At 60.4% G+C, this 25,777-nt stretch carries 24 protein-coding genes; 17 read left to right on the top strand and 7 right to left on the bottom strand.

Features of this window, described 5'->3' with window-relative positions; all coding sequences use genetic code 11:
- Position 1 precedes the first annotated feature (1 nt).
- From AC1UK9_RS01160 to AC1UK9_RS01170, 3 genes are read right to left on the bottom strand one after another with little or no spacing between them, the layout of a single operon-like run.
- The gene (locus AC1UK9_RS01160; protein WP_473014128.1) at positions 2 to 1,612 is read right to left on the bottom strand and encodes an arylsulfatase; all 1,611 of its coding nucleotides are present in this window, start codon (positions 1,610 to 1,612) and stop codon (positions 2 to 4) included.
- 14 nt (positions 1,613 to 1,626) lie between these two features.
- Entirely contained in the window at positions 1,627 to 2,442 is an 816-nt protein-coding gene (locus AC1UK9_RS01165; RefSeq protein ID WP_482579071.1) for an ABC transporter ATP-binding protein, read from the bottom strand.
- A complete protein-coding gene (locus AC1UK9_RS01170) occupies positions 2,439 to 4,037 on the bottom strand; it encodes an ABC transporter permease (protein ID WP_482579073.1) in 1,599 nt (532 codons plus the stop codon). The genes AC1UK9_RS01165 and AC1UK9_RS01170 overlap by 4 nt, the downstream gene beginning before the upstream one ends.
- A gap of 408 nt (positions 4,038 to 4,445) precedes the next feature.
- Here AC1UK9_RS01170 and AC1UK9_RS01175 point away from each other — a divergent pair, with 408 nt between their 5' ends.
- The gene (locus AC1UK9_RS01175; protein ID WP_482579074.1) at positions 4,446 to 5,459 is read left to right on the top strand and encodes an ABC transporter substrate-binding protein; all 1,014 of its coding nucleotides are present in this window, start codon (positions 4,446 to 4,448) and stop codon (positions 5,457 to 5,459) included.
- Positions 5,460 to 5,595: 136 nt separating this feature from the next.
- Here the strand turns inward: AC1UK9_RS01175 and AC1UK9_RS01180 are convergent, their stop codons facing one another.
- Complete coding sequence (locus AC1UK9_RS01180; protein WP_482579075.1) at positions 5,596 to 6,516, bottom strand: LysR family transcriptional regulator; 921 nt, start codon at positions 6,514 to 6,516, stop codon at positions 5,596 to 5,598.
- A 181-nt stretch (positions 6,517 to 6,697) separates the two neighbouring features.
- Between AC1UK9_RS01180 and AC1UK9_RS01185 the strand changes: the two genes are divergently transcribed.
- Positions 6,698 to 7,618: a TauD/TfdA dioxygenase family protein gene (locus AC1UK9_RS01185; protein ID WP_025111029.1), complete on the top strand. Its 921-nt coding sequence runs from the start codon at positions 6,698 to 6,700 to the stop codon at positions 7,616 to 7,618.
- 109 nt (positions 7,619 to 7,727) lie between these two features.
- Here the strand turns inward: AC1UK9_RS01185 and AC1UK9_RS01190 are convergent, their stop codons facing one another.
- Together AC1UK9_RS01190 and AC1UK9_RS01195 are read right to left on the bottom strand one after the other, a co-directional pair.
- A complete protein-coding gene (locus AC1UK9_RS01190) occupies positions 7,728 to 9,344 on the bottom strand; it encodes an alkaline phosphatase family protein (RefSeq protein ID WP_482579076.1) in 1,617 nt (538 codons plus the stop codon).
- A 191-nt stretch (positions 9,345 to 9,535) separates the two neighbouring features.
- On the bottom strand, positions 9,536 to 10,480 hold the full coding sequence (locus tag AC1UK9_RS01195; protein WP_025111027.1) for a LysR family transcriptional regulator: 945 nt from the start codon (positions 10,478 to 10,480) through the stop codon (positions 9,536 to 9,538).
- A 165-nt stretch (positions 10,481 to 10,645) separates the two neighbouring features.
- On the opposite strand from AC1UK9_RS01195, the gene AC1UK9_RS01200 reads away from it, so the two are divergent.
- From AC1UK9_RS01200 to AC1UK9_RS01270, 15 genes are all read left to right on the top strand, one after another.
- Positions 10,646 to 13,006 carry a TonB-dependent receptor gene (locus tag AC1UK9_RS01200; protein WP_482579077.1) on the top strand — a complete coding sequence of 787 codons (2,361 nt, stop codon included), beginning with the start codon at positions 10,646 to 10,648 and terminating at the stop codon, positions 13,004 to 13,006.
- A gap of 24 nt (positions 13,007 to 13,030) precedes the next feature.
- Entirely contained in the window at positions 13,031 to 14,374 is a 1,344-nt protein-coding gene (locus AC1UK9_RS01205) for an aryl-sulfate sulfotransferase (protein WP_473014133.1), read from the top strand.
- Between the two features lie 189 nt (positions 14,375 to 14,563).
- Positions 14,564 to 14,890 carry a hypothetical protein gene (locus AC1UK9_RS01210; protein WP_473014134.1) on the top strand — a complete coding sequence of 109 codons (327 nt, stop codon included), beginning with the start codon at positions 14,564 to 14,566 and terminating at the stop codon, positions 14,888 to 14,890.
- A gap of 161 nt (positions 14,891 to 15,051) precedes the next feature.
- Positions 15,052 to 15,375 carry a hypothetical protein gene (locus AC1UK9_RS01215; protein WP_473014135.1) on the top strand — a complete coding sequence of 108 codons (324 nt, stop codon included), beginning with the start codon at positions 15,052 to 15,054 and terminating at the stop codon, positions 15,373 to 15,375.
- Between the two features lie 55 nt (positions 15,376 to 15,430).
- On the top strand, positions 15,431 to 15,766 hold the full coding sequence (locus tag AC1UK9_RS01220) for a hypothetical protein (protein ID WP_482579078.1): 336 nt from the start codon (positions 15,431 to 15,433) through the stop codon (positions 15,764 to 15,766).
- Positions 15,767 to 16,041: 275 nt separating this feature from the next.
- The gene (locus AC1UK9_RS01225; protein ID WP_482579079.1) at positions 16,042 to 16,857 is read left to right on the top strand and encodes an energy transducer TonB; all 816 of its coding nucleotides are present in this window, start codon (positions 16,042 to 16,044) and stop codon (positions 16,855 to 16,857) included.
- An 86-nt stretch (positions 16,858 to 16,943) separates the two neighbouring features.
- Positions 16,944 to 17,669 (top strand): MotA/TolQ/ExbB proton channel family protein, encoded by a 726-nt coding sequence (locus tag AC1UK9_RS01230; RefSeq protein WP_025111020.1) that lies wholly within the window; start codon positions 16,944 to 16,946, stop codon positions 17,667 to 17,669.
- A 1-nt stretch (position 17,670) separates the two neighbouring features.
- Entirely contained in the window at positions 17,671 to 18,072 is a 402-nt protein-coding gene (locus tag AC1UK9_RS01235) for an ExbD/TolR family protein (RefSeq protein WP_003220570.1), read from the top strand.
- 291 nt (positions 18,073 to 18,363) lie between these two features.
- Complete coding sequence (locus tag AC1UK9_RS01240; protein ID WP_473014138.1) at positions 18,364 to 18,945, top strand: alpha/beta hydrolase; 582 nt, start codon at positions 18,364 to 18,366, stop codon at positions 18,943 to 18,945.
- A 59-nt stretch (positions 18,946 to 19,004) separates the two neighbouring features.
- A complete protein-coding gene (locus AC1UK9_RS01245) occupies positions 19,005 to 19,937 on the top strand; it encodes a sigma 54-interacting transcriptional regulator (protein ID WP_482579080.1) in 933 nt (310 codons plus the stop codon).
- Positions 19,938 to 20,104: 167 nt separating this feature from the next.
- Positions 20,105 to 20,902: a MetQ/NlpA family ABC transporter substrate-binding protein gene (locus tag AC1UK9_RS01250; protein ID WP_025111017.1), complete on the top strand. Its 798-nt coding sequence runs from the start codon at positions 20,105 to 20,107 to the stop codon at positions 20,900 to 20,902.
- A gap of 524 nt (positions 20,903 to 21,426) precedes the next feature.
- Complete coding sequence (locus AC1UK9_RS01255) at positions 21,427 to 22,092, top strand: amino acid ABC transporter permease (protein WP_473014139.1); 666 nt, start codon at positions 21,427 to 21,429, stop codon at positions 22,090 to 22,092.
- On the top strand, positions 22,073 to 22,732 hold the full coding sequence (locus tag AC1UK9_RS01260; RefSeq protein ID WP_473014140.1) for an amino acid ABC transporter permease: 660 nt from the start codon (positions 22,073 to 22,075) through the stop codon (positions 22,730 to 22,732). Before AC1UK9_RS01255 ends, AC1UK9_RS01260 begins: the two co-directional genes overlap by 20 nt.
- On the top strand, positions 22,729 to 23,511 hold the full coding sequence (locus AC1UK9_RS01265; RefSeq protein ID WP_482579081.1) for an amino acid ABC transporter ATP-binding protein: 783 nt from the start codon (positions 22,729 to 22,731) through the stop codon (positions 23,509 to 23,511). The genes AC1UK9_RS01260 and AC1UK9_RS01265 overlap by 4 nt, the downstream gene beginning before the upstream one ends.
- Positions 23,508 to 24,389, top strand: a complete 882-nt coding sequence (locus tag AC1UK9_RS01270) for a transporter substrate-binding domain-containing protein (RefSeq protein ID WP_025111013.1) — start codon at positions 23,508 to 23,510, stop codon at positions 24,387 to 24,389. Before AC1UK9_RS01265 ends, AC1UK9_RS01270 begins: the two co-directional genes overlap by 4 nt.
- Before the next feature lie 111 nt (positions 24,390 to 24,500).
- Here AC1UK9_RS01270 and AC1UK9_RS01275 read toward each other — a convergent pair whose 3' ends face one another.
- Positions 24,501 to 25,661 carry an AAA family ATPase gene (locus AC1UK9_RS01275; protein ID WP_482579082.1) on the bottom strand — a complete coding sequence of 387 codons (1,161 nt, stop codon included), beginning with the start codon at positions 25,659 to 25,661 and terminating at the stop codon, positions 24,501 to 24,503.
- Between the last annotated feature and the right edge of the window lie 116 nt (positions 25,662 to 25,777).

Consider the following 25,777-nt stretch of genomic DNA (forward strand, 5'->3'; position numbering starts at 1 on the left):
CTCAATCCGGCTGAAACGGCGAAGCACTGAGAATCACCCCGGTCTCCTCCACATACTGCTGCCAATGTCCGATCAAGCTGCTGAGCCGATCCGGCTGACTCAACGCCAGATCATGAATCTCCCCCGGATCACTCGCCAGATCATAAAGCTGCCAGGTCGCCGGCCCCACCGGCCCGGGGATCCACACCGCTTTCCACGACCCTTGCCGAATCGCCCGCCGTCCAAACAATTCCCAACCGGTGACGGTGTGCTCGTCATGCACCTGCGCCGTCTCGCCGGACAAAAAGCCCAGCCACGATTTACCGCGTAACGGCGCCACCGGTTTGCCGTGCCATTGCTTGCCCGGGTGGCGTACGCCGGCCAGGTCGAGGATGGTCGGAGTGATGTCCATCACCGTGCCAAAGCCGTGGCTGATCTGCCCTTTGATTGGCAGTTGCGGGTAGTGCAGCAGCGCCGGCACACGAATCCCGCCCTCGGTGGTAAAGGCCTTGAACAGCCGTGACGGCGCGGTGGCCACCTGCGCCCAGTTCGGCCCGTACCAGACGTAGGAATTGGCCCGGCCGATGTTGTCCAGGCTGTTGTCGTAGTGCTGGTTCAGATAGGTCATCAACTCCGGGCCGAACTTGGGGAAGGCTTCCAGCAGCGCGCCTTCGGCTCCGTTGTCGGACATGAACAGAATGAAGGTGTTGTCCAGTTGCCCTTGCTGGCGCAGGTAATCGACCACCCGGCCGATGTTCCAGTCCATGCGCTCGACCATTGCTGCGTAGACCTCCATCGCCCGTGCGGAAATCTGTTTTTGCTCAGCGCTCAGCGCATCCCATTGCGCGCTCAGCTGGATCAGCGGGTGCGGTTCGACGTCGGGCTCGATCAGCCCGAGGGTTTTGAGTTTTTCCAGGCGTTCCAGGCGCAGCACTTCGGGACCTGAGTCGTAGCGGCCACGGTATTTCTCGACGATATCGGCCGGCGCCTGCAACGGCCAGTGCGGTGCGGAGAAGGGCAAATAGGCGAAGAACGGCCGGCTCTGATCACGCTCCTTGAGGTACTGCAGCAGCTTGTCGCCGAAGGCGTCCGACGAGTAAAAGTCCTTGGGTAATTCGTCGAGGAATGTGTCGTCTTCGATGTACAGCGCCGGGGTCGATTTCAGCAGGCCCGGGGTGTGCTCATCGTAAGTCGGCTCGAAACCGTAGTGGTTGGCCGCTCCCGGCAGCAGCGAGAATGAACGCTCGAAACCACGGGCCTGCGGCGCCTGTTCAGCCTTCAAGCCCAAGTGCCATTTGCCGCTCATCAACGTCTGGTAACCGGCCTCGCGCAGCAGCTCGGGCAGGGCGACAACGCGGTCGTTCAAGTAGCCCTCGTAACCCGGTTTGCCGATCAGCTCCGGGGTCAGGGTTTCCGCCATGGTGCCGATGCCGGCGATGTGGTGATCGGTGCCGGTCAGCAACATCGAACGGGTTGGCGAACAGGTTGGCGCGGTGTGGAAATCGGTCAATCGCAGGCCGTTGCTGGCCAGGGCATCAAGGTTCGGCGTGGCGATTTCGCCGCCGAAGGCACCGAGGTCGGAGAAGCCGAGATCGTCGGCCAGGATCACCAGAAAATTGGGACGTTGCGGCATCGATAAAGCTCCTCTCAACAGGCAATGAACGACAGCGGCAGATCGCGGATCTGCACCGGTACGCTCGGTTGGTAATGGTCGTCACTGGTCAGCTCGTGCAGCAGCTCTTCGCGCAGCTGATGGAAGTCGAAACTGCTGCGCTGGCGCGGATGCGGCAGGGCAATCTCGACCACTTGCTTGATCCGTCCCGGACGCGGCTCCATCACCACCACGCGGTCGGCCAGAAAGATCGCTTCCTCGACGTCGTGGGTGACCAGAATCGTGGTGATTTTCGCCCGGGCACGAATCGCCAGCAGCTCGTCCTGCATCTGCTGGCGGGTCAGTGCGTCGAGCGCGCCGAAGGGTTCGTCGAGCAACAGGATCCTTGGGCTGGCGACCAGCCCGCGAGCAATCGCCACGCGCTGCGCCATGCCGCCAGAGAGCTGGTGTGGATAGGCGCGGGTGAAGTCACGCAGGCCGACCAGCTCGATGAAATCGTTGATGCGCCGCTGCTTTTCGGCGGCAGCCAGTGGCTCGTTGACCAGGCCCAGGCCGATGTTGTCGGCCACGGTCAACCACGGAAACAAACGGTGTTCCTGAAACACGATGCCGCGTTCGCCGCCAATGCCGCTGACGGCTTTGCCATCCACCGTGATCTGCCCGCGAAACTGCGTGTCGAGGCCCACCAGCAAACGCAGCAAGGTGGATTTGCCGCAACCGCTGGAGCCGACAATGGCGACGAATTCGCCCTCGGTGATGTCCAGATTGAATTCGCGAATCGCCTCCAGTTCGAAACCGTCGACGTCGAAGGATTTGCCTACGTGGGTGAAACTGACAATCGGTGCGTTCATGCGTGTCTCCAGCGGGTGGCGCGAATTTCCAGGCGTTGGCCAACAAGGTTGAGCAGGGCGCCGGTCAGCCCGACCAGGAGCATTCCGGCCATGATCAGGTCCATGCGCAGCAGCTGTTGGGCGCCGATCATCTGGCTGCCGATGCCGCCGTTGGACGGCATGAAATATTCGGCGCCGATGGTGCCGAGCCAGGCGTAGATCAGACTCAGCCTGAGCCCGGCGAAAATCCCCGGTGCTGCGCCCGGCAACACCAGACGGCGCAGGCGCTGGCCGAGGCTCAGGCGTAGCACCTGCGCGGCTTCATTGAGTTGCGGCGAGAGGTTGGCGACGCTGCGTTGGGTGGCGATGAACAGCGGGAAGAACGCGGCGAGGGCGACGAACACCCACTTCGACAGTTCACCCAGGCCGAACCACGCGGTGAGCAGCGGCACCCAGGCGAAAATCGCGATCTGGCGGATTGCGGCGAGTGTCGGGCCGAGCAACCGTTCGCTGGTGCGCGACAGGCCCAGCAGCAGGCCGAGGGCGAAACCGAGTCCGCCACCCAGCAACAATCCACCGACGGTGCGGCCGAGGCTCAAGGCCATGCCGCTGATCAACGTGCCGTCGAGCAGGCCGTTTTTAGTCGTTTCCAGCACTGCCACCGGGCTGACCAGAATGTTCGCGTCGATCCACTGCTGATCGCTCGCCACTTGCCACACGCCAATCAGGCCCAGCGGCAACAGCCACGGTTGCAGACGTTGCCAGCCTTCATAGCGCGGGCCTCGGCGGATTTCTGCGGTGGCCGGGTGCGGCCAGCGCACCAGTTTGCGGTCGAGCAAGCCGATGCCGCGATCCATCGCCACGCCGAGCAGGCCGATGACTACGATGCACACGAACACGATGTCGAGCATGAACAGTTGCCGCGCCCAGACCATCAGGTAGCCGATGCCTTCGCTGGACGCCAGCAGCTCCACCGCCAGCAATGAAGTCCAGCCAGCGGCCAGAGCGAGGCGCACGCCGGCCATGAATGCCGGCAGTGCGGCGGGCAGCATCAGGCGGCGGATCAGCAGATAGGACGGCAGGCGCAATACGGCGGCGGCTTCGCGCAGTTTCGGTTGTGCATCACGGACGCCGACCAGTGTGTGCAGGGTCACCGGGACCACGATGGCCTTGATCAGCACCACCAGTTTCAGCACTTCGCCGATGCCGAAAAACACCATGAACAGCGGAATCCACGCCAGCGTCGGCACCTGTGCCAGACCGGCGAACGTCGGAAAGACCAGCCGTTCGAGGCGCCGGCTGAAACCCAGCGCGGCACCCAGAACTGCCCCAGTGGATATGCCTGCCAGCAAACCCCAGAGCAGGCGTTGCAGGCTGATCCACAGATGACTCCACAACTCGCCCTGGGACAGCTCGATGGCGCTGTTCCACACCAGTGATGGCGCCGGCAGGATCTGTTCGCTCATCCATTGATTGCGCGCCGCCAGCCACCACAGGGTGAACAGGCTGATCGGCAGCAGCCAGGGCAACAGACGCTGGTTGAGGCTTGGCCACGCCCGCCGACGTTTGAGCGGCGGCGCAGGCAGCGACAGGCTGAGCAGGGAATCACGGGCCATGGGTGACCTCCGTTGTCGGGTTGCATGGCTGACCGCTGTGCGGGTGTGGGCGTGGGCTAGCTCACGAAGGTGGAGTGTCAGGCGCCAGTGATGGTGGATGACACGGTCTCTTCGCGAGCAAGCCTGCTCCCGCAGTGGGTTAGCGGTGTATGCAAAATTGGTCTAATAAAATTCAAATCAATTCTATTAAGAGATAAGCAAGACCATTTAAGGCCTCCAGAGCGATGCGCATCCAATGCATTCGAAGAATATTTTCGATGCTGTTAATGCATAGGCCGCTGCAAGCCGCGTTTTTTCTCGCTTAGCGTAAAAAGATATAAAAATGTGCATTTATAGTATTTAAGCGAAGGTCCTGCTTCGGCCTACTTTCGGCTCCTCAACGCCCGTCGTGATCAAGGAGCCGTACCCATGAACCTTCCCTTCAAACGTGTCTTCAGCCTGTTGACCATCCCGGCGCTGGCGGGGCTGCTGGCCTTTACCGCGCACGCCGACGAACTCAAGGAAATCAGGATCGCCGTGCCCGACTTGAGCGCCGGCACCCAGCACAGCGGTGGCGGCGTGGTGGACGTGCTGCGCGATCGGCAGATCTTCGAAAAGGCCTTTGCCGATCAGGGCATCAAGATTCAGTGGAGTTTCTTCAAGGGCGCCGGGCCGGTGATCAATGAGGCGTTCGCCAACGGGCAGGTCGATCTGGCGTATCTGGGCGATCTGGCGGCGATCATCGGCAAGTCCAACGGTCTCGATACGCGTCTGCTCAGCGCCAGTGCGCGCGGGGTGAAGCAGTATCTGGGCGTGGTGCCGGGTTCGGGGATCAAGACCTTGCAGGATCTCAAGGGCAAGCGCGTGGCGATCTTCCGTGGCACCGCCACGCAGTTGTCGTTTGACGCGGCACTGGCCAGCCAGGGTTTGAGCGAGAAGGACTTGAAGGTGATCAACCTCGACTTCAGCGGCGCGGTCGCGGCACTGGCGGCCAAACAGATCGACGCGTCGTGGGGCAGCTCAGGGCTGACGGCGCTGCAAGCCAAGGGGCTGGCGGAATTGCCACTGAACACCAAAGACCTGGGCGGCGCCGGCAGCGTGCAGTCGGTGCTGGTGGGGGCCGGCAAGTTTGTCGACGGGCATCCGGAAGTCGTGGCGAAACTGCTCAAGGCGCAGCAGCAGGCGGTGGAGTGGTTGACCCAGGACAGCAACAAGGAGGCCTATGTGCAACTGGTGTCGGGGCTGGCAAGTTATCCACCGGTGATCCTGTCGCAGGATCTGCAGGATCAGAAACTCAGCGAAGTGTTCCCGTCGACGCTGGACCCGGTGTTCCTCGGCAAATTGCAGGACTCGGTGGACCTGGCGGCGCAGCAGAAGCTGATTCGCAGGCCGTTCAAGGTCAGCGATTGGGTGGCGCCTGAATTGGCGGCAGCCAAGCTCTGAATCTCCGTCGTCTGGTGGGGCCTCTTCGCGAGCAAGCCCGCTCCCACCTGGAAATGCATTCCAACTGTGCGAGTGGGCTTGCTCCCACCTGGAAATGCATTCCAACTGTGGGAGCGGGCTTGCTCGCGAAAGGGCCCTAAACCGCGACGCTGACCTCCTGCTTATCCACCGCCACCAACGTCTCGATCATCGCCCGCGCCGCCGGCGACAGCCTGAATCCGGTGCGACTGACAATCCCGCAGCGTGCATTCATGCTCTCCAGATTCTGCGGCAGGTTGCGCCAGTGCAGCAGCGCCAGCGAACCCTGGGCAATGTCCTCGACGAACGCCTCTTCCGTGCCCACGCCAATCGCATTCGATTGCAGCACCACTTTCACCAGTGCCGGGAAATGCTCGGTCTCGATGGTCGGCGAAAAATCGATCCTGCCACTGAGGTTCGCCAGCAGTTTGCGGATGCCCGGCGGGATCAGCGTGGTCGCCAGCGGGTAATCGAACATGTCGTTGGTCGACAGACTTTCCTTGGCCAGCAACGGATGCCCCGGGCGGCAGAAAAATACCCCGCGCTTGGGCGTCAGGGCCTGGGTCTGGAAGTTTGGGTCGGCCTCGAAATGGCGGATGTCGGCGATGAAGAATTCGATTTCCTCGCGGCTCAGCGCGCGGCTGAGTTTTTCCCAGTTATCCACCTGAAAACAGGTGCGCACTTTCGGGTGCGCATTGACGAATTGCGCCACCGCATCGGGCACCAGTTTCACTGCCGGCGCCGGGCCGCAACCGAAGTGCAGTTCACCGGCATCGAGCTTGGTCATCTGCGTCACCTCGGCACTGAGCAGCGCGGCGCCCTGCACCAGGCTCAGGGCGTGTTGCAGTACCACCTGGCCCTCGGGCGTGGGGCGCAGATCCTTGTTGCCGCGATCCACCAGCACACAACCGAACTCCTGCTCCAGCCCCTGAATGCTACGGCTGAACGCCGGTTGGGTGATGCCCATCGCGTCCGCCGCACGGACAAAACTGCGGTGTTCGTTGAGGGCGATGAAGTAACGCAACTGGCGAAGATCCATATGCTTTTCCGGCATCCTAAAAATAGCTCGAAGGCATTTGCGACGAGGGTTGCTTGAGGTTTTAAATGCAAGCTCTTATTCCGTCAACGAAGCATGTGAATATCTATTAGATGTAAATGGAATATAGATAGAGCGATGTTTCGCTGCCGCCCAACCGCAAGCAGTCGATGAGGGTCTACCCATGAGCAATGCCGCACTCGCTGTAAAACCCGCTGTCCACGCGCTGGAAATCCATCCGGTGGCCGGTCGTATCGGCGCCGAGATTCGTGGCGTGCACTTGTCCGGTGAGCTGGACGCCGCTACGGTCGAAGCCATTCAGCAGGCGCTGATCCAGTACAAGGTCGTGTTCTTCCGCGAGCAGACCCAACTCGACGATCAGCGCCAGGAAGCCTTCGCCCATCTGCTCGGCGAACCTGTGGCGCATCCAACTGTGCCGGTGCGTGAGGGCACGCGTTATCTGCTGGAACTGGACGGCGCCGAGGGCCAGCGCGCCAACTCCTGGCACACCGACGTGACGTTCGTCGACGCCTACCCGAAAGCCTCGATCCTGCGCTCGGTGGTGGCCCCGGCCTTCGGTGGCGACACCCTGTGGGCCAACACTGCGACCGCGTACAACGAACTGCCAAGCGAGCTGCGTGAACTGGCGGACAAACTGGTCGCCGTGCACAGCAACGAATACGACTACGCCGGGGCCAAGCCGGACGTGTCGGCGGAGAAGCTCGAGCGCTATCGCAAAATCTTCACCTCGACCGTCTACGAGACCGAGCATCCGGTGGTGCGTGTGCATCCGATCAGTGGCGAAAAAAGCTTGCTGCTGGGGCATTTCGTCAAACGTATCAAGGGTTACTCGCAGGCTGATTCGGCGCACCTGTTCGGGCTGTTGCAGAGCCACGTGATTCGTCAGGAAAACACCGTGCGCTGGCGCTGGAAGGCCGGTGACGTGGCGATCTGGGATAACCGTTCGACCCAGCATTACGCGATTGATGATTACGGCACCCAGGATCGCATCGTGCGGCGGGTGACGCTCAAGGGTGAAGTGCCGGTTGGGGCTTCGGGGCAGCGCAGTCAAACGATTAAAGGTGCCGAGCTCGTCGGCGTCTGATCGGGCCTCTTCGCGAGCAAGCCCGCTCCCACAGTGGGAATGTGTGGAACACAATGGATGTGAACAACACATAACCCTGTGGGAGCGGGCTTGCTCGCGAAGCTTTTAATTACCAGACACCGATCTGCACCACCTTCTCGCTTTCCGGCTCCCCATATCGAAACCGCTGCCCGCGCGAATCAATCTCCTGATGACTGATCGTGGTGCGCCGCTTCAACCCACGCACCCATTCAAACAAATACCCCGCATGCTCCTCGCGCACCGCCGCGTACGCCGGATCTTCGCCCAAATCACGCAGCTCCTGCGGATCATTCAGCAGGTCAAACAACTGTGGCCGGAAGCCGTCGTACGCCAGGTATTTCCAGCGGTCGCTGCGCACCATGGTCATGCGGCAACGGTCGATCGGCTGGCCGAGCCGCTCACGTGCCGGGGCTTGAAAGGCGTAGTCGTATTCGCTGATTGCATAGCGGCGCCATTCAGGATTTTCGCCGTGCAACAGCGGGATCAGCGAGCGCCCTTCCAGTCGATGTTCGGCCTTTGGCAAACCCAATGCCTGCAGAAACGTCGGCAACGCGTCGATGGTTTCCGCCAGGCGCTCATCCACCGTGCCCCGAGTGATGTCTGCCGCCGCGCGAGGATCGCGCACGATCAGCGGCACGCCCACCGCCTGCTCCAGCAAAAACTCCTTCTCGCCCAGCCAGTGATCACCGAGAAAGTCGCCGTGATCGCTGGTGAACACGATCAGCGTGTCCTCCCAGCGGCCGTTGCTCTGCAGAAAATCGAACAGCCGCCCGAGCTGATCATCCACTTGCTTGATCAGGCCCATGTAGGTGGGGATTACGTTCAATCGTACTGAGTCACGGGAGAAGTTGAGACTTTCCTCATGCTGGCGAAACGCCGTGTATACGGGGTGTTTGCTGGCTTCGGAGGGCGTCGCGCGGACCGGTTCGAGAATCGATTTCGTACTGTACAAGGTGTGGTATGGCGCCGGTACGATGTAGGGCCAGTGCGGTTTGATGTAGGACAGGTGCAAACACCAGGATTTGTCACCTTGCTCACCGATGAAGTCGATGGCTCGATTTGTAGTGTAGACAGTCTCTGAAAATTGCTCGGGAATTCGCGCTGGCAAATGCGCATGACGCATCTGCCAGCCGCTGAGGATTTCGCCGTTCTCGCCTTCGGCGGCGTTGGCCCAGTCGTGCCAGGGGTTGCGCCCGTCGAAGCCCTGCTCGCGCAGGTAATGGGTGTAGGGCGCGGATTCGCGTTTGGCGTCGAACAGCGGGTCGTCGGGGAAGATCCCGTCGTGGCGAAAGTACGGTTCGAAGCCGACCTCGTTGAGCACCTCGGCCTGCGCGCTGTCCGGGTTGATCGCCAGCCGCTGCAGCGCGTCGACATTGGCCGTGGCGTGGGTCTTGCCGACCAGCGCGGTGCGGATGCCGTGGGGGCGCAGGTAGTCGCCGATCGTCAGTTCTTCCAGCGGTAACGGCACGGCGTTCCACGCCACTTGGTGGCTGCTGACATAGCGCCCGGTGTAGGCCGACATTCGCGATGGCCCGCAGATCGTGCCTTGGGTGTAGGCATGGCTGAAGCGCACGCCGGCGGCGGCCAGGCGATCGATGTTCGGCGTGTGCAGATGCGGGTGGCCGTAGCAGGACAGGTAATCGCGGCGCAGTTGATCGCACATGATGTACAGCACGTTGCGCACGGGGTTTGGCGGGTTGGACATGGGGTTCACCGGTCAGAGAGACAGGCGAGGGTTTTCGCTTTCGGCGGGGGTGTTCGGCAAGTGCATTTGGGGAATGGGTTTTATGCAGTGGATGCATCGGTGTCTGTGACGACGCCTTCGCGAGCAAGCCCGCTCCCACAGGCGTACGCACATCCAGATGTGGGAGCGGGCTTGCTCGCGAAGGCGGTCGCTCAGACGGCAAAATTCTCCAGCGAACACACCTCATCATCCACCGCATCAATCGCCTTGATCTGCTCAATCATCGCCTCCGCCAGCGGCGACAACCGATACCCCGCGCGGCTGACAATCCCATAACGGGTGTACAGCTCCTCCAGATCATCCGCCAGGCCCTCGATCTTCAAGCACACCAACTCACCTTTGGCCTGATGCAGAGCATCGGAGTACGCGCCAACGATCCCGATCGCGTCCGAACGCAAAACAACGCTGAGCAGGCTGGAACTGTTTTCGCATTCCACATTGGGCGTGAAGTCCGGGCGGCCGCTGAGATCGACGATGACCTTGCGCAGGTTCGGCGGACGGATGCTCACCGCCAGTGGATAACTCATCAGTTGCTCGGCCGTGACCCGTTCACAAGTGGCCAGCGGATGCCCGGCACGACAACAGAAATGCCATTTGCGCGGACGTAATCGATAGGTCAGGTAATCCGGATCGGCCTCGAAGTACCGGGTGTCGGCGACAAAGAATTCGAACTCCTCGTTGAGTAGGCGTTTGCTCAGGCTCTGCCAGTCATCGACCTGAAACTGCACCCGCGCCTTCGGATAACGCCCGATGAACGCGCCGATCGCTCGCGGGATCAATCCGGCCGCTGGCGCCGGGCCGCAACCGAAGCGCAGCTCACCGGCCTCCAGGCCATTGAACTGATTGATCTCGTTGGCCATTTGCTGCGCACCGCTGACCAGTCGCCGTGCATGTTCGAGCAGCACCTGGCCTTGTTTCGTTGGCGGCAAATCCTTACGCCCGCGATCGACCAACTGGCAGCCGACGCTGTGCTCCAGTGCCTGAATACTGCGGCTGAACGCCGATTGCGACAGGTTCACCGCCTGCGCGCCAGCGACGAAGCTGCGTTGTTCGGCGAGGGCGATGAAGTGTCGTAACTGGCGCAAGTCGATATGCATTTTTCACATAAAAAATATCCGGGAAATGCATTGGATATGCATTAGGTCGACTCCTTATAAAGGCAATCTCTTATGCAGTAAATATTTGTAAATCCATAAATAAATAACTGAAAAGAATATGCAGCACTGAAGATGTCTGTGTGTTTTTTGACCAGGAGCCGCGCCATGAGTCCGTTGAACCTTGCGTCACCCTTAACGCCACGACGGCTCAAACGCCTGCCTCTGGCCTTGTTGCTGGCGGGCAGCGCCAGCTGGACACACAGCTACGCCGCCGACGCTGAAACTTCGCCATCGGCGCCGGCCGGCAAGCCGGCGGCCAACAGTTCGCAACTGGAAACCGTGACGGTCACCACCCGCCGTCGCGAAGAAAGTTCGCAAGACGTGCCGACGCCGATGAGCGTGGTCAGCGGCCAGACCCTGGAGACGCAGCGGGTCTACCGGATTCAGGATTTGCAGCAGCTGGTGCCCAGCGTCAACGTCGCCTACATGCACGCCCGCCAGTCCAGCGTGTCGATTCGCGGCTTGGGCAACAACCCGGCCAGTGACGGGCTGGAAGGCAGCGTCGGCCTGTACATCGACAACGTGTATCTGGGTCGCCCGGGAATGGCGGTGTTCGACCTGATGGACATCGAACAGCTCGAAGTCCTGCGCGGGCCGCAGGGCACGCTGTTCGGCAAGAACACCACCGCCGGGGTGATCAACATCAGCACCCGCGCGCCGACATTCACGCCGGAACGCAGCATCGAAACCTCGGTCGGCGAGGATGGCTATTTCCAGACCAAGGGCACGATTTCCGGGCCGCTCAACGATCAGTTGGCCGGACGCTTTTCGGCCTATCGCACCCGCAGCGACGGCGACATCAAGAACGAGTACAACGGCCATGATCTGAATGGCGGATCGCGCGACGGTTTCCGTGCGCAGTTGCTGTTCAAGCCCAACGAAGATTTCAATCTGCGCTGGATCGGTGACTACAACGAAGAGGATTCCAGCGCCGGTACCCGCGTGCTGTACAACACCGGGCCGACCATCAACGGCGTCAACCTCTATCAATCGCGGGCCAACGCCGCCGGTGCGACGCTGGTCAACGGTTCGCACCGCAAGGTCAATCTGGACAACGACCAGCACGTCACCGTGCATCAGGGCGGCACGTCGGTGGAGGCCAACTGGACGTTGCCCAGCGACTTCACCCTGACCTCGATCAGCTCCTACCGCTTCTGGAATTTCACCCCGGCCAACGACGATGGCCTCAACGTCGCGGCGACTTATAACGCCGGTGTCTCGGTGGAAGACAAACAGTACTCGCAGGAATTTCGCCTCGCTTCGCCCAAGGGCGAGTTCTTCGATTATGTGGTCGGCGCGTACTACTTCGGCTCGGATCTGGACAACAAATCCTTCGCCTATTACGGGCCGCAGGCCGACATCTGGAATGGCACGCCGCGCGGTGCCCTGGCCAATGTCGGCAGCGTCGGCAACGGCCACATCAAGACCGACAGTTTCGCGCTGTTTGCCCAAGGCACCTGGCACCTCACCGAGCGTCTGGATTTTACCGCCGGGGTGCGCGGCACCTATGAAGAGAAGAACGCTTGGGTCACCCGCGATGCACCCGTCGGTGGCGCTGCTGTCAGCGGCGCAGCGGCCACCGCACGACGCGGCCGTGCCGGTGCCTACGATTCCGGCGATCTCAATCAGTACAGCTCCAGCCCGTCCGGGTTGCTCAACCTCAGCTATCGCATCACCGATGATCTGCTCGGTTACGCCACCCTGTCCCACGGTGAAAAATCCGGTGGGGTGAACCTTGCCGTGGGGTCTGCGCCAACCGCCGGCGCCGACTCGCTGCTGATCGGCACCGAGCGCGCCAACAACGCCGAACTCGGCTTCAAGAGCACCCTGTGGGACCGCCGTCTGCAGCTTAACGCCAACCTGTTCTGGACCCAAGTCAACGCCTACCAGACCAACGCCTACGACGACGTCAATCGTGTGCAGTACCTGACCAACGCCGGCTCCGTGCGCTCGCGCGGCGTCGAGTTTGAAAGCACGGTGATCCCGCTGCGCGGCCTGACGCTGAACTTCAACGGTTCGTACAACGACGTCAGCTACCTCTCGTACAAGGATGCACCATGCCCACCTGAAGTCAGCCAGGCACCAGGTGCGCCGGCCTCTTGCGACCTCAGCGGTCACCAGGTCGTCGGTGCCTCGAAATGGATTGGCAACGCCAACGGCAAATACGAATGGAATCTGGCCAACGGACTGCAACCCTACGTTACCGGCAGCTACGCATTCCGCTCCAAAGCAGTGGGCACGGTCGAGGATTCCGACTACGGGCAGATCCCGAGTTACGCGGTGGTCAATCTCTCCACCGGCCTGCGCGGCGATTTCCATCAGGGACAGTGGGACGTCTCGCTGTGGCTGAAAAACGCCTTCGACAAAACCTATTACACGACCCTGTGGACCGGCGGCAATGGCGGCTACGAAGGCCTGCTCGGCACGCCGCGCACCCTGGGCGTGACCGGTCGCTACGACTTCTGATTTGATCGTTCAAGGAGCTGCATCATGTTGCCAGGCAAAACCGCTTTAGCGCTGTTGGTGTCCGGCGCGGTACTCAGTAGCGGGGCGTTTGCCGCGCCCAGCGTGTACCCGACCGGCGTTACCCGCTACGACCCGAACAAGGCGTTCAATCAGTACGTGATCTTCAGTGGCGCCGACAAGCAGACGCACCTGATCGACATGAATGGCAACGAGGTTAAAACCTGGCCGCAGGCGGGGTTTCCGTCGGCAATCATCGACCCGCAACTGGTCGGTGGCGAGCGCGGGCATGTGCTGCTGCAACTGAGCGACAAGGATCCGGGCAAGCTTGGTTCGGCCGGCAACGGCCTGGGCAACCAGAGCGTCGGCGAGCTGGACTGGAGCGGCAAAGTTATCTGGCAGTGGGGCGACAAGGCCCCTGGTGGCGCGGCGCAACAACATCATGATCAACGTCGTTTGAGCAACGGCAACACCGTCGTGCTGGCGAACAAGGTGCACCAGGTCAAGGGCTTCAAAGTACCCGAGGTGATCGACGATGCGATCTATGAAGTCAGCCCTGACGGTGCGGTGAAATGGCAATGGTTGGCCTCGGAACACCTGAGCGAATTCGGCTTCACCCCGGAGCAACTGAAACTGGTGCGCGCCAGTGACAATCCGGATTACCTGCACATCAACAACCTCAGTGTGGTCGGGCCGAACAAGTGGTTCGATGCCGGCGATAAACGCTTCAATCCGGACAACCTGCTGCTCGATTCGCGCAACGCCAACTTCATTGCGATCATCGACAAACACAGCGGCAAAGTGGTCTGGCGCCTCGGTCCGAATCTGCCGCTGATCAACCCGAAAACCGCGCAAAAACTGCCGCGTCCGGTGGACCAGTTTGTCGGTCAGCATGATGCGCACATCATCCCGGCAGGACTGCCCGGCGCCGGCAATCTGCTGGTGTTCGACAACCAGGGTTCGGCGGGGTATCCGAACGTTACGCTGGGGTTGATTTCCGGGTCGCGAGTGCTGGAAATCGATCCGCAGAAAAACCAGATCGTCTGGCAGTACAGCGCCGCCAATTCGAAGCAGCCGGGGTGGGCGTTCTACAGCTCGTTCATCAGCAGCGCGCGACGTTTGCCCAATGGCAATACGCTGATTGACGAAGGCATGAACGGGCGGTTTTTCCAGGTGACGGCCAACGGCGAAAACGTCTGGGAATACGTCAGCCCTTACCTGGGCAAGGCGCCAGGCAGCGATGCAATCAGCAACTGGGTCTATCGCGCCTTGCCGGTGAGTTACGACTGGGTGCCGGCGGGCACGCCGCGCTCTGAGAGCGCCGTCATTGCTCCGGCATCGGCCGTGCAACAGACAAGCGCCAGTCGTTAGTTGAAAAGGAATTAATGCTCGAATGAATGGCAATAAGTTATGTGTGATTTGGGCAGCGCTTATTGCAATTTCGTTGAAAAGTCGCGTGGACAATAAGTGAATGCCGAACCATCCTGATTGTCGTGAGTTTCCAGGAGGAAACTTGCTCTCATCGGAAGACACTTATCCAACGATAAAGGAAATCTCGTTATGTCGAGCATTAATGGCAACTATATAAACGCTAACGCTGGCGCCAAACTGACGATTACCGATGGCAACGACTCCAACGGCACCTTCAGCGGCAAGTTCAGCCAGAACGGCGTGAACTACGACATCGCTTACGGGCATTACCATTTCCAGAACAGCACCGGGCAGCCTACGATCATCACGTTCACGGCTCTGAATGATGGCACTGGCTATCAGTCCTGGACATTGTTCTCACCCGATCACAATTACTCGAAAGTGCGTGCGGTGGGTTCACGCAATAATTTTGATGGTGATGTTGTTGGTCTGGCAGGAGAGTTTATTAAACAGTAATTTTGTGTAAAAAAGCCGCCCAGCTATTTAAGCTGGGCGGCTTTTTTCTTACATGAAATAAGTCGTTTTCATGTCGGTCGTGCTTCCAGTGGATGACAGAGTTTACTCATGCTTGATTCTAAGCTCACTGTGAACTTAATCATTCGATCAGGACGCTTTAGATGCAAAACGCACTTTATTCCAACACTCACAATGGTCCCTCTCTGACGATTGTCGACTCCGATGATCGCACCGGAATCTTCGCCGGCACGCTGCATCACCAAGGCATCAACTACGGCATCGTCGATGGCCGTTATGCCAGCCTCAACGGCTATCAGCCACCGACGGTGGTCACGCTCATTGCGGCTCATCAGGATCATGGCTACTTCGCCTTGACGCTGTTTTCACCCAGCCGTGGCACCCACGAACTGACAGGGCATTGCGTGCACGTCACTTACGACGGTGCGGTCAGCAGTCTGCCGGGTGACTTCGTTCGAAATGCCTGAGCGCCGCCTGCTTCAGGCCTCGCCCTTCAAACTAAACCCAGCAAGGATGCTACACATGTCCACGATCAACGGCGTTTATCGCCACGAGCCTTCCGAAACGACCCTGACCCTGACCGAGGGCGATGATCGCACCGGCAGTTTCACCGGCACTCTGTCTGTGTCCGGGATCGATTACCCACTCGCATTCGGCAACTTTCATTTCAGGCATGGTTTTTCAACGGGCGCGGTTGCCATCACGTTCAGCACGTTGATGGCCGATGGTACGGGGCAAGCGTGGGTGATGTTCTCGCCTGACCAGTCCTATGCACGCCTGCGGGCAATGGGCAGCGCTGCCGACCTGGCCGGAGAGGTCGCGTTGACCGGCCTTGAGTTTGTCCGACAAGCACCCTGAAAAAGCCCGGATTAAACGGTTTTCGCATGCCTTGGCCGAATATTTTTCATGCTTGAAAAGCATTGTAAATTTGCGTTGCGGCGCAAGCCCTTGCAGGCCGGGGCCTCGCGGAGATTGCTGAGAATTCATATTCAATAAACATCTAAACACATCAATAAAAGTTACTTTCGGAGATAAGTGATTGCTCCAATGATTCACCCAACGACCGGTCGCACGGGGGATACAGGTGGCGGCCGGTCGGGTACTTCGCAAAAGAGACCGCAGGGAGTGAATCAATGGGCAATGTCCAGACCGCCGCCAGCGCACAGGAATTGCTGTGGCGCCAGGCACCGAGTGGCGAATTGGTCGATCTTGGCCGGCCTCATCGTGTGCCGTTGGGGCAGTTGCGTTTGCAGCGTGCGCCCAAGGGCATTCTGAGCCGACGCGAAGCGATCCTGCTCGGGGTGCTGGCGCTGCTGGTGCACGCTGCGGTGATCTACTGGATCAACCAGCAGCCAACGCCGGTGCTGCCAATCGTGCCGCCGGAAATTCCGCCGATGACCATCGAGTTCTCGCGGCCGGCGCCGCCTGCACCACCCGTGGTTGAACCGCCGCCACCGGCTCCGGTGGTCGAGCCGCCGCCACCGGTTGAAGACGAGTTGGCCGTGAAGCCGCCACCGCCCAAACCGATCCCCAAACCCAAGCCGAAACCGGTGGCCAAACCGGTGCCGAAGCCGGCACCCAAAGCCGTGGAGCAACCCCCCGCGCCGCCGCAACCGGCAGCCCCGGTCGCTGCGCCAGCGCCACCCGCACCACCGGCCCCGGCGCCGGTGACGCCGGCCTCGGCCAACGCCGCGTATTTGAAGAACCCGGCGCCGGAATATCCGTCGCTGGCCCAGCGTCGCGGTTGGGAAGGCACGGTGATGCTGAGGGTGCACGTGTTGGCCAATGGCAAACCGGGCGAGATCCAGATTCAGAAAAGCAGCGGTCGGCAGCAACTCGACGATGCGGCGCTAAGCGCGGTCAAGCAGTGGAGCTTCGTCCCGGCCAAGCAGGGTGATGTTGCCCAGGACGGCTGGGTCAGCGTGCCCATCGATTTCAAGATTCATTAATTGGTAATCAGCCGGCTTTATTCTCGCGGTGTGTCTGGAACCGTCATCGCGAGCAAGCCCGGCTCCCACACACGAGGGAACACATCATGACGTTACTGGCATCTCCACTGGAATCCATCGAAAGCGCGGTGATCTGGCTGCTGGTGGTTTTTTCCGTCGCCACTTGGGGGCTGGCGCTGCTCAAAGCTGTGCAGTTTGGTCGTCTGAAGGCGCAGGATCGCAAGTTTCATAAACGCTTCTGGGCGGCGTCGAGTCTGGATTCCGCCGCCGAGTTGAGCGAAACCCAGCCTGGCGCTGCAGCCCGGGTGGCGCAGGCCGGTTACGCGGCGATCCAGGTCGGCGAAGCACCGCAGGCCAATGACCTGAGCCAGGCGATCAACCATCAGGATCGACTGGAGCGCGCCTTGCGTCAGCAGATCGTGCGCGAACGCCGTTCGCTGGAAACCGGTCTGGCGGTGGTCGCGAGTATTGGCAGTACCTCGCCGTTCATAGGTCTGTTCGGCACGGTGTGGGGGATCATGGAAGCGTTGAAAGGCATCAGTGCAGCCGGCTCGGCGAGCCTGGAAACCGTGGCCGGCCCGATTGGCGCGGCACTGGTCGCCACGGGTGTGGGGATCGCCGTCGCGGTGCCGGCGGTGCTGGTTTACAACTACTTTTTGCGGCGTCTGAAACTGACCGCCGCGGATCTGGATGACTTCGCCCACGACTTCTACAGCCTGGCGCAGAAGAGTGCGTTCCGCGTGCTGATCCACCCGACTGCAAACAAGGTGGCGGCACCTGGCAACGCGGCAAAAGTGAAGGAGGCGTCCTGATATGGCCTTCTCCACGCAAGACAGCGACGAGGTGCTGAGCGAGATCAACGTGACGCCGTTGGTGGATGTGATGCTGGTGCTGCTGGTGGTGTTCATCGTCACCGCGCCGCTGCTGACCAACGCGATTCCGATCAACCTGCCCAAGACCGAAGCGGTAGCACCGGTGGAGCAGAAAGATCCGCTGGTGGTGAGCATCGACGGCGCCGGCAAACTGTTTATCAACAAGGATGAAATTCAGCCGGATCTGCTGGAATTCAATCTTAAGTCAGCCAAGGCGAAAGACCCGGAAGTGCGTGTGCAACTGCAGGCCGACGATGGCGTGAACTACGGCGAAGTGGCACGGGCCATGGCTTCGATTGAACGGGCGGGGATTACCAAGCTGTCGGTGATCACTGCGCGGTGAAAAGATTTTCGTTTTTCCGGGGCCGTCTCCTTGGCAGGGTGCGGCCCTTTTTTTATCCCGCAAAAAGACCTTCACCACCCAGCGACTGTGGGAGCGAGCCTGCTCGCGAAGGCGTTTTGTCAGTTGCAGTCAAATTGACTGATCCGCCGCTTTCGCGAGCAAGCCCGCTCCCACAGGTTGGGCGTTACATATGCATTATGAGTCTTAACAAATAGCTTCTTATTCCTTAACGAATATAAATCCCGTCCCTATACTCGATCAGGAACAGACACGACGCAGGAGAGCTCCCCCATGCGCAACGAATCAATCCGCTATCTGATTGTGCCGGGCTGGCAAGGATCGCCAGAAGATCATTGGCAAACCCACTGGCAAAACAGCCTGCCCAACAGTGCTCGGGTGGAGCAGGCCGACTGGCTGACGCCGCGCCGTGAGGACTGGGTTGCCGCGCTGGCCGAGGCGATTGCCGCCGACAGCGCGCCAGTGATCCTGATCGCCCACAGCCTGGGTTGCGTCACCGTTGCGCATTGGGCTGCCACCGCGCCCGTGCAATACCTGCGTCAGGTGCGCGGTGCGTTGCTGGTCGCGCCGGCAGATGTCGAGCGCCCGACCTGCGTGCCGGCGCTGCGCAATTTCGCACCGATCCCGAGCGATCTGCTGCCGTTCCCCAGCCAGGTCGTGGCCTCCGACAACGACGCCGCCGTCAGCGCCCCGCGCGCGTTGGAACTGGCGCGTCACTGGGGCGCCGAGGCGGGGATTCTTGCCGGGGCCGGGCACATCAACGTCAAGTCCGGGCATCAGCGTTGGGAGCAGGGGTTCGCTTATCTCTATCGCCTGCAAAACCGCCTGGAACACCACGCCCGGCGTCGCGCTTGAGTTGTATTTTTTCTTTTTGATCGCCCCCGTCTCCCGGCGGTTCTGGGCGGGAGTCTGCCATGAGTGTTGAAACGTTCGGTCAGCCGTTGCTGACCTTTCCCGATGCGGAAAAAAGTCCCCTGAGCATCCGCGCCAAGGCGCTGGTCTTCGTCGATCCACGTTCGCGCCAGTTGCGCGAGGAGCTGGAGCACCTGGCGCCGCGAGCAATCTCGGTGTTGATCCGTGGCGAGACCGGTACCGGTAAAGAGTTGCTCGCCCGCCACATCCACCGCGCCAGTGATCGCAGCGGGCTGTTCGTCTCGGTCAATTGCGGCGCGATCAGCCCGACTTACGCCGATGCCGAACTGTTTGGCTATGCTGCCGGCAGTTACACAGGCTCGGCCAGCAGCCGCGCCGGCTGGTTCGGTTCGGCCAACGGCGGCACCCTGTATCTGGACGAGATTGGCGACCTGCCGCTGCCGATCCAGATAAAATTGCTAGCCGCCCTGGAAAACCACGAAGTCACCCGCGTTGGCGCCCATCAGCCGAGCCCGGTGGATGTGCGGCTGGTGGCGGCGACCAGTATCGATCTGGCGCAAGCGGTGGACGCAGGGAAATTCCACGAACGGCTTTACCATTACCTCAGCGAAGGGCAACTGGAACTGCCGGCGCTGCGTGAGCGGATCGGCGACATCCTGTCGCTGGCCGAATATTTCCTCGGCATCTACAGCCAGCGCCTCGACCTGCCTGTGCCGTTGATCAGCGAGGCGGCGCAACACCTGCTGGAGCGCCACAGCTGGCCGGGCAATACCCGCGAGCTGGAAAACGTCATTCACTTTGCATTGTTGGTCAGCACCGGCGATGAAATCCTCCCGGAACACCTGAACCTGCCCGAAGCGTCTGGCCCGCACCTGCAGATCGAACGACTGGTGGCGCAGACCCACATCGGCGGCAGCGTTGATGAGCGTAAGGCCTTGAAAGATTTGCTGATTGAATTAAGCCAACGGTTGTAGCTGTTTTGATCTGTATGAACAAAATGGAATATCAACGTGAATAAACGTTATTGTCCGGGAATAAAAAATCCCGGTATTGTCCGCTTCACGCCAGAGATAGCACTTCACTGGCACTCGTATTAATAGCCGTCGCCATCCGCGATCGTGATTCTCGATAAGGACACTGCATGAAAAAGGTTCTGTTGTTTACCGCATTGGCGGCTGCTCTGACTGCTGGTCTGGCCCAGGCTGGCGAGAAACTGGTGGTCGCGGCGACCCCGGTACCGCACGCTGAAATTCTTGAGCTGATCAAACCGACCCTCGCCAAAGAAGGCGTGGATCTGGAAATCAAAGTCTTCACTGACTACGTGCAGCCAAACGTACAGGTGGGCGAGAAGCGTCTGGACGCCAACTACTTCCAGACCCTGCCGTACCTGAACAGCTTCAACCAGGGCAAATACAAGGATGACAAATCCAAGTATCTGGTGACCGTGCAGGGCGTCCACGTTGAACCGTTCGGTGGCTACTCGAAAAAGTACAAAACCCTGGCTGAACTGCCGGACGGCGCCACCATCGCCATCCCGAACGAAGGCAGCAACAGCGGTCGTGCCCTGATCCTGCTGCAGAAGGCTGGCCTGATCGAGCTCAAAGACCCGAAAAACGCTCTTGCCACCCCGAAAGACATCGCCAAGAACCCGCACAACTTCAAGTTCAAGGAACTGGAATCGGCGCTGCTGCCACGCGTTCTGAACGAAGTTGACCTGGACATGATCAACACCAACTACGCGCTGGAAGCCAAGCTGAACCCGACCAAGGATGCGCTGGTGATCGAAGGCGCTGACTCGCCTTACGTGAACTTCCTGGTGGCCCGTGAGGACAACAAGAACAGCGACGCGATCCAGAAACTGGCCAAAGCCCTGACCAGCCCTGAAGTCAAAGCGTTCATCGAGAAGAAGTACAACGGCGCGGTATTGCCGGCGTTCTGATTCGACGCTTGAACCACCCCTTCAAGGTATGAAAACGCCGATGGCCAGTGATGGTCATCGGCGTTTTTGTACTTGTTCGATTTGGGGCATATGAATGCTTTTGTGGTGAGGGGGCAAGCCCCCTCGCCACACCTGTGCCTCGCTCCAGGCTCAGGCCACTTGAGTCTTCAAGGCCCGGCGCAACGCCACGAGCAATTTCACGATGTCCTGCGGATCCAGTCGCTGCGGCACTTTTACGTCCATGTTGTCTTCCTTGTAATGGTCTGGCCGGGAGAGTCTGGCCAAAAGCTGTTCGTCCTTGGAGGGCTTTCATGCAAAAAAGATCCTTCCTACAGCGCAGGGGAAAATAGCCTTCTTATTCCTTCCCGGCAAACCCACAAGATAGTTTTTTGGGTGATATCAATATGCTTTATCGGTATTTAAATTCTTGTTTTTATACCTATAAAGTCAGCACCTGCCGGACAGTTACCCGCTGTCCATGGACTGCATGACCGTCGCTTACCGAGCGGCGTCCAGGATGCTTCATGACTTTCGATTACGCATTTATCCTCAGCACGCTGCCGGCGTTTCTCAAAGCCGTGGGCGTGACGCTGCAGGTCGGATTCATTGCCATTGGCACTTCACTGCTGGTGGCGCTGCTCAACGCGACGATTCTGGTGTTTCGCACGCCTTACCTGCAGCGCGCCGTCGGCCTGTATGTGGAGCTGGCGCGCAACACGCCGCTGCTGATCCAGCTGTTCTTCGTCTACTTCGCCTTGCCGGCCCTCGGTATCAAGGTTTCCGGCTTCACCGCCGCAATCGTCACCATGACCTTTCTCGGCGGCGCCTACCTCACCGAAGTGCTGCGTGCGGGCGTCGATGCCGTGCCGCAGGCACAACTGGAGTCGGGGCGCTCCATCGGTCTGTCGCACGGCCAGTTGCTGCGCTACGTGATCCTGCCGCAAGCGGGGATCCTCAGCCTGCCGTCGCTGTTCGCCAATTTCATTTTCCTGCTCAAGGAAACCACCGTGGTCTCGGCGGTCGCGGTGCCGGAAATCCTCTACACCACCAAGAGCTACATCGCGCTCTACTACAAAACCTACGAAATGCTCGCCGTGCTGACGCTGATCTGTGTGCTGTTGTTCTTGCCGCTGTCGCTGCTGCTCAGCCGTCTGGAAAGGAGGCTCCAGCATGGCCAGTTCGGGTCTTGAACTGCTCTGGGTGTCGCTGCCGCAACTGGCAAAAGGCGCTGGGCAAACCCTGTCGATCTCGTTCCTGAGCATCGCCATCAGCACCGTTGGCGGCGTGCTCTATGGCGTGCTGCGTACGCTCAATGTGACGTGGTTGAACGCGATCCTGCGGGTCTATCTGGAGTTGTTCCGGGCGATTCCGGTGCTGGTCTGGCTGTACCTGCTGTTTTTCGGTCTGCCGATTTTCTTCGGCCTGAGCCTGCCGAGTTTCTGGTGTGCGGTGCTGGTGCTGTCGCTGTGGGGCGCCAGTGAGGTGGGTGAGGTGGCGCGCGGTGCGCTGCATTCTTTGCCGCGCGGGCAGCGTGAAGCGGGGCTGTCGATCGGCCTGAACGTTGCGCAGCTCTACGGCTACGTGCTGCTGCCGCAAGCGCTGAAACGCATGACGCCACCGACCATCAACGTCTACACGCGAATCATCAAGACCAGTTCGCTGGCGGTGCTGATCGGCGTGGTCGATGTGATCAAGGTCGGACAGCAGATCATCGAGCGCACCTACGAATCAGTGCTGATCTACGGCGCACTGTTCCTGTTTTTCTTCTTTATCTGCTACCCGCTGTCGGCCGCCTCGCGCGTGCTGGAGCGGCGCTGGACGCAAGCATGAGCGCATTGATCGAGTTTCAGGCCTTCAACAAATTCTACGGCGAGCAGCAGGTGCTCAAGGGCATTGACCTGCAAGTGCGCAGCGGCGAAGTGATCGTCATTCTCGGCCCCAGCGGCTGCGGCAAAAGCACCTTGCTGCGCTGCCTCAACGGCCTGGAGCAGGCGCACGGTGGCAGCCTGAAATTTGTCGGTCGTGAACTGTTGGACAAGGCCACTGACTGGCGTGAAGTGCGCCAGCAGATCGGCATGGTGTTCCAGAGTTATCACCTGTTCCCGCACATGAGCGTGCTCGACAACCTGCTGCTCGGCCCGCTCAAAGTGCAGAAACGCCAGCGCCGCGAGGCGCAGCAACAAGCCGAAGCCTTGCTTGAACGCGTGGGCCTGGCGGACAAGCGCGACGCCTATCCACGCCAGCTCTCCGGCGGCCAGCAGCAACGTATCGCCATCGTCCGTTCGCTGTGCATGAACCCGCGAGTGATGCTCTTCGATGAAGTCACTGCGGCCCTCGACCCGGAGATGGTCAAGGAAGTGCTGCAAGTGATTCAGGGCCTGGCCCGCGAGGGCATGACCCTGCTGATCGTCACCCACGAAATGGCCTTCGCTCGCGCGGTGGCCGATCGCATCGTGTTCATGGATGCCGGGCGCATCCTTGAACAGAACCCGCCCGAGATTTTCTTTACGAACCCGCAGACCGCACGCGCGCAGCAGTTCCTGGAGAAGTTCTCCTTCGTTGCAACACTGCCCGAAACGAATCCGACAAAGGAACTGGAACTGCTATGAAAACTGCCAAGTCATCCCTGTTTTTACTGCCACTGCTCGGCCTTGCGCTGCTCGCCGGCTGCAACAAATCGGAAGAACCGGCCAAGCCGAAAGTCGCCAGTGAAAGTACCGCGCCGGCCGGTTATCTGGACAAGATCAAGGCCCGCGACAAATTGATCGTCGGCGTGTTTACCGACAAGCCGCCGTTTGGTTTCGTCGATGAGGCAGGGCGCTATGTCGGCTTCGACACCGACATCGGTCGGCGCTTCGCCAAGGACTTGCTGGGCGATGAAAACAAAGTCGAGTTTGTTGCCGTGGAGCCGGCGAGCCGCATTCCATTCCTGCAAAGTGACAAGGTCGACCTGATCCTCGCCAACATGACCGTGACCCCGGAGCGCAAGGAAGCGGTGGAATTCACCAACCCGAACCTCAAGGTCGCGGTGCAGGCGTTGGTGCCGCAAAGCAGCTCAGTGAAAAACCTTGATGACCTGGCAACTCGCACCACCATTGTCACCACCGGTACTACGGCGGACATCTGGCTGACCAAGAATCATCCGGACTGGAAACTGCTGAAATTCGAGAAAAACTCCGAGTCCCTGCAAGCCCTGGCCAACGGCCGTGGCGATGCCTACGCGCAGGACAACCTGGTGTTGTTCAGCTGGGCCAAGCAGAACCCGGGCTACCGCGTGCTGGATGAAAAACTCGGCGCCGAAGCACCGATTGCACCGGCAGTGAAGAAAGGCAACGTCGAGTTGCGGGACTGGGTGAATACCGAGTTGGCGAAGCTGGGTGAAGAGAAATATCTGCTCAAGCTGTACGACCAATATGTGCGCAAAGAGCTGAGCGATGACACCAAACCCGAGAGCGTGATTGTCGAAGGCGGCAAGTGGCAGGGATGATTCATTGACTCAGCGGTGACGCTGAAATTGCCTTCGCGAGCAAGCCCGCTCCCACAGGAGTACGAGACCAACTGTGGGAGCGAGCCTGCTCGCGAATCTGTGTCGCGCCGCTCAATCCGGCCAGTTCCACGCCGGTTCATCCAGCACCCGCTGCCCGACAATCCCGGTCTGCCCCAGCGTCTTCTCCAGCACGATGCAATTGCATTCAGGATCTTCCTGCAACGCTGATATCAACCTGCGCGCGTGCGACACCACCCAAACCTGACACTCCTGTGAGGCACGAATGATCAACCGCGCCAGCGCCGGCAGCAGATCCGGGTGCAGGCTGGTTTCCGGTTCGTTCAGCACCATCAACGTCGGTGGCCGCGGCGTCAGCAAGGCCGCGACCAGCAGCAGATAACGCAACGTCCCGTCCGATAGCTCCGCCGCCGACAATGGCCGCAGCAGTCCTTCCTGAAAGAACTCGATGGCAAAGCGTCCGCCGGCCAGAGGCGCGATGTTCAGCCGTGCGCCGGGAAACGCATCGCTGATCGCCGCCTGCAACGCCTCGGGGTCGCCGATTTCATTGATGGTCTGCAAAGCAGCGGCGAGGTCGCGACCGTCGTGGTGCAGCACTGGCGTGCGGGTGCCCAGTTGCGGCTGGCGCACCGGGGCGTCCGCGTCGCTGCGAAAGTGATCGTAGAAGCGCCAGCGGCGGATGAACTCGCGCATCTGAAACACTTCCGGTGAACTGCGCAGGCTACCGACCTGATCGAACAGGCTGTCGAAGTTCGGCGTGTGCTGCGCCAGCACGTCCCAGCCGCGGCCTTCGCGAGCGCGGATCATCGGGCCGTGGCGATCCACCAGCAGGCTGGCCGGGCGATAGAACGGGCCGGCCCAGATGCATTCTTTCTTGATCTCCGGGTCGAGGGAGAAGAACGAACGGCTCGGTTCCGGCAAACCGAGGGCGATCGCGTAGCTGAAGTCTTCCCCGGCAAAACCCAGACGCAGACGTTTGACGCCCTGACGCACCGTCGGCTCGACCGCCACTTCGCCGCTGCGCATGCGTCGGCTGATGGTTTCCGGGCCGGCCCAGAACGTCGAATCCAGCCCGCCTTCGCGGGCCAGCGCATTCACCACGCCGCCCTGAGCGGTCTCTGCCAGCAGGCGCAAGGCCCGGTAGAGATTGGACTTGCCGCTGCCGTTGGGGCCGGTGATCAGGTTCAGCCGGCCCAGTGGAATCACCAGTTTGTTGATCGAGCGGTAATTGGCCACCGCCAGTGTCTTGAGCATGACTGCATCCTTGTACCGGAACGGCCGTTTGCCGTGCGTCTGGTTGGGTGGCGGGTGTGTTTGCCGGCCCCGGAAATCATTGTTGAAAAATGCGTTATTCCCGCGAGCGAACGTTG

The organism is Pseudomonas sp. AK-TSAG1-1 (genome assembly GCF_056821665.1).

Bases quoted from the DNA above. Each gene is read 5' to 3' on its own strand.
- AC1UK9_RS01160 (WP_473014128.1), bottom strand. From the start codon at position 1,612: ATGCCGCAACGTCCCAATTTTCTGGTGATCCTGGCCGACGATCTCGGC.
- AC1UK9_RS01165 (WP_482579071.1), bottom strand. From the start codon at position 2,442: ATGAACGCACCGATTGTCAGTTTCACCCACGTAGGCAAATCCTTCGAC.
- AC1UK9_RS01170 (WP_482579073.1), bottom strand. From the start codon at position 4,037: ATGGCCCGTGATTCCCTGCTCAGCCTGTCGCTGCCTGCGCCGCCGCTC.
- AC1UK9_RS01175 (WP_482579074.1), top strand. From the start codon at position 4,446: ATGAACCTTCCCTTCAAACGTGTCTTCAGCCTGTTGACCATCCCGGCG.
- AC1UK9_RS01180 (WP_482579075.1), bottom strand. From the start codon at position 6,516: ATGGATCTTCGCCAGTTGCGTTACTTCATCGCCCTCAACGAACACCGC.
- AC1UK9_RS01185 (WP_025111029.1), top strand. From the start codon at position 6,698: ATGAGCAATGCCGCACTCGCTGTAAAACCCGCTGTCCACGCGCTGGAA.
- AC1UK9_RS01190 (WP_482579076.1), bottom strand. From the start codon at position 9,344: ATGTCCAACCCGCCAAACCCCGTGCGCAACGTGCTGTACATCATGTGC.
- AC1UK9_RS01195 (WP_025111027.1), bottom strand. From the start codon at position 10,480: ATGCATATCGACTTGCGCCAGTTACGACACTTCATCGCCCTCGCCGAA.
- AC1UK9_RS01200 (WP_482579077.1), top strand. From the start codon at position 10,646: ATGAGTCCGTTGAACCTTGCGTCACCCTTAACGCCACGACGGCTCAAA.
- AC1UK9_RS01205 (WP_473014133.1), top strand. From the start codon at position 13,031: ATGTTGCCAGGCAAAACCGCTTTAGCGCTGTTGGTGTCCGGCGCGGTA.
- AC1UK9_RS01210 (WP_473014134.1), top strand. From the start codon at position 14,564: ATGTCGAGCATTAATGGCAACTATATAAACGCTAACGCTGGCGCCAAA.
- AC1UK9_RS01215 (WP_473014135.1), top strand. From the start codon at position 15,052: ATGCAAAACGCACTTTATTCCAACACTCACAATGGTCCCTCTCTGACG.
- AC1UK9_RS01220 (WP_482579078.1), top strand. From the start codon at position 15,431: ATGTCCACGATCAACGGCGTTTATCGCCACGAGCCTTCCGAAACGACC.
- AC1UK9_RS01225 (WP_482579079.1), top strand. From the start codon at position 16,042: ATGGGCAATGTCCAGACCGCCGCCAGCGCACAGGAATTGCTGTGGCGC.
- AC1UK9_RS01230 (WP_025111020.1), top strand. From the start codon at position 16,944: ATGACGTTACTGGCATCTCCACTGGAATCCATCGAAAGCGCGGTGATC.
- AC1UK9_RS01235 (WP_003220570.1), top strand. From the start codon at position 17,671: ATGGCCTTCTCCACGCAAGACAGCGACGAGGTGCTGAGCGAGATCAAC.
- AC1UK9_RS01240 (WP_473014138.1), top strand. From the start codon at position 18,364: ATGCGCAACGAATCAATCCGCTATCTGATTGTGCCGGGCTGGCAAGGA.
- AC1UK9_RS01245 (WP_482579080.1), top strand. From the start codon at position 19,005: ATGAGTGTTGAAACGTTCGGTCAGCCGTTGCTGACCTTTCCCGATGCG.
- AC1UK9_RS01250 (WP_025111017.1), top strand. From the start codon at position 20,105: ATGAAAAAGGTTCTGTTGTTTACCGCATTGGCGGCTGCTCTGACTGCT.
- AC1UK9_RS01255 (WP_473014139.1), top strand. From the start codon at position 21,427: ATGACTTTCGATTACGCATTTATCCTCAGCACGCTGCCGGCGTTTCTC.
- AC1UK9_RS01260 (WP_473014140.1), top strand. From the start codon at position 22,073: ATGGCCAGTTCGGGTCTTGAACTGCTCTGGGTGTCGCTGCCGCAACTG.
- AC1UK9_RS01265 (WP_482579081.1), top strand. From the start codon at position 22,729: ATGAGCGCATTGATCGAGTTTCAGGCCTTCAACAAATTCTACGGCGAG.
- AC1UK9_RS01270 (WP_025111013.1), top strand. From the start codon at position 23,508: ATGAAAACTGCCAAGTCATCCCTGTTTTTACTGCCACTGCTCGGCCTT.
- AC1UK9_RS01275 (WP_482579082.1), bottom strand. From the start codon at position 25,661: ATGCTCAAGACACTGGCGGTGGCCAATTACCGCTCGATCAACAAACTG.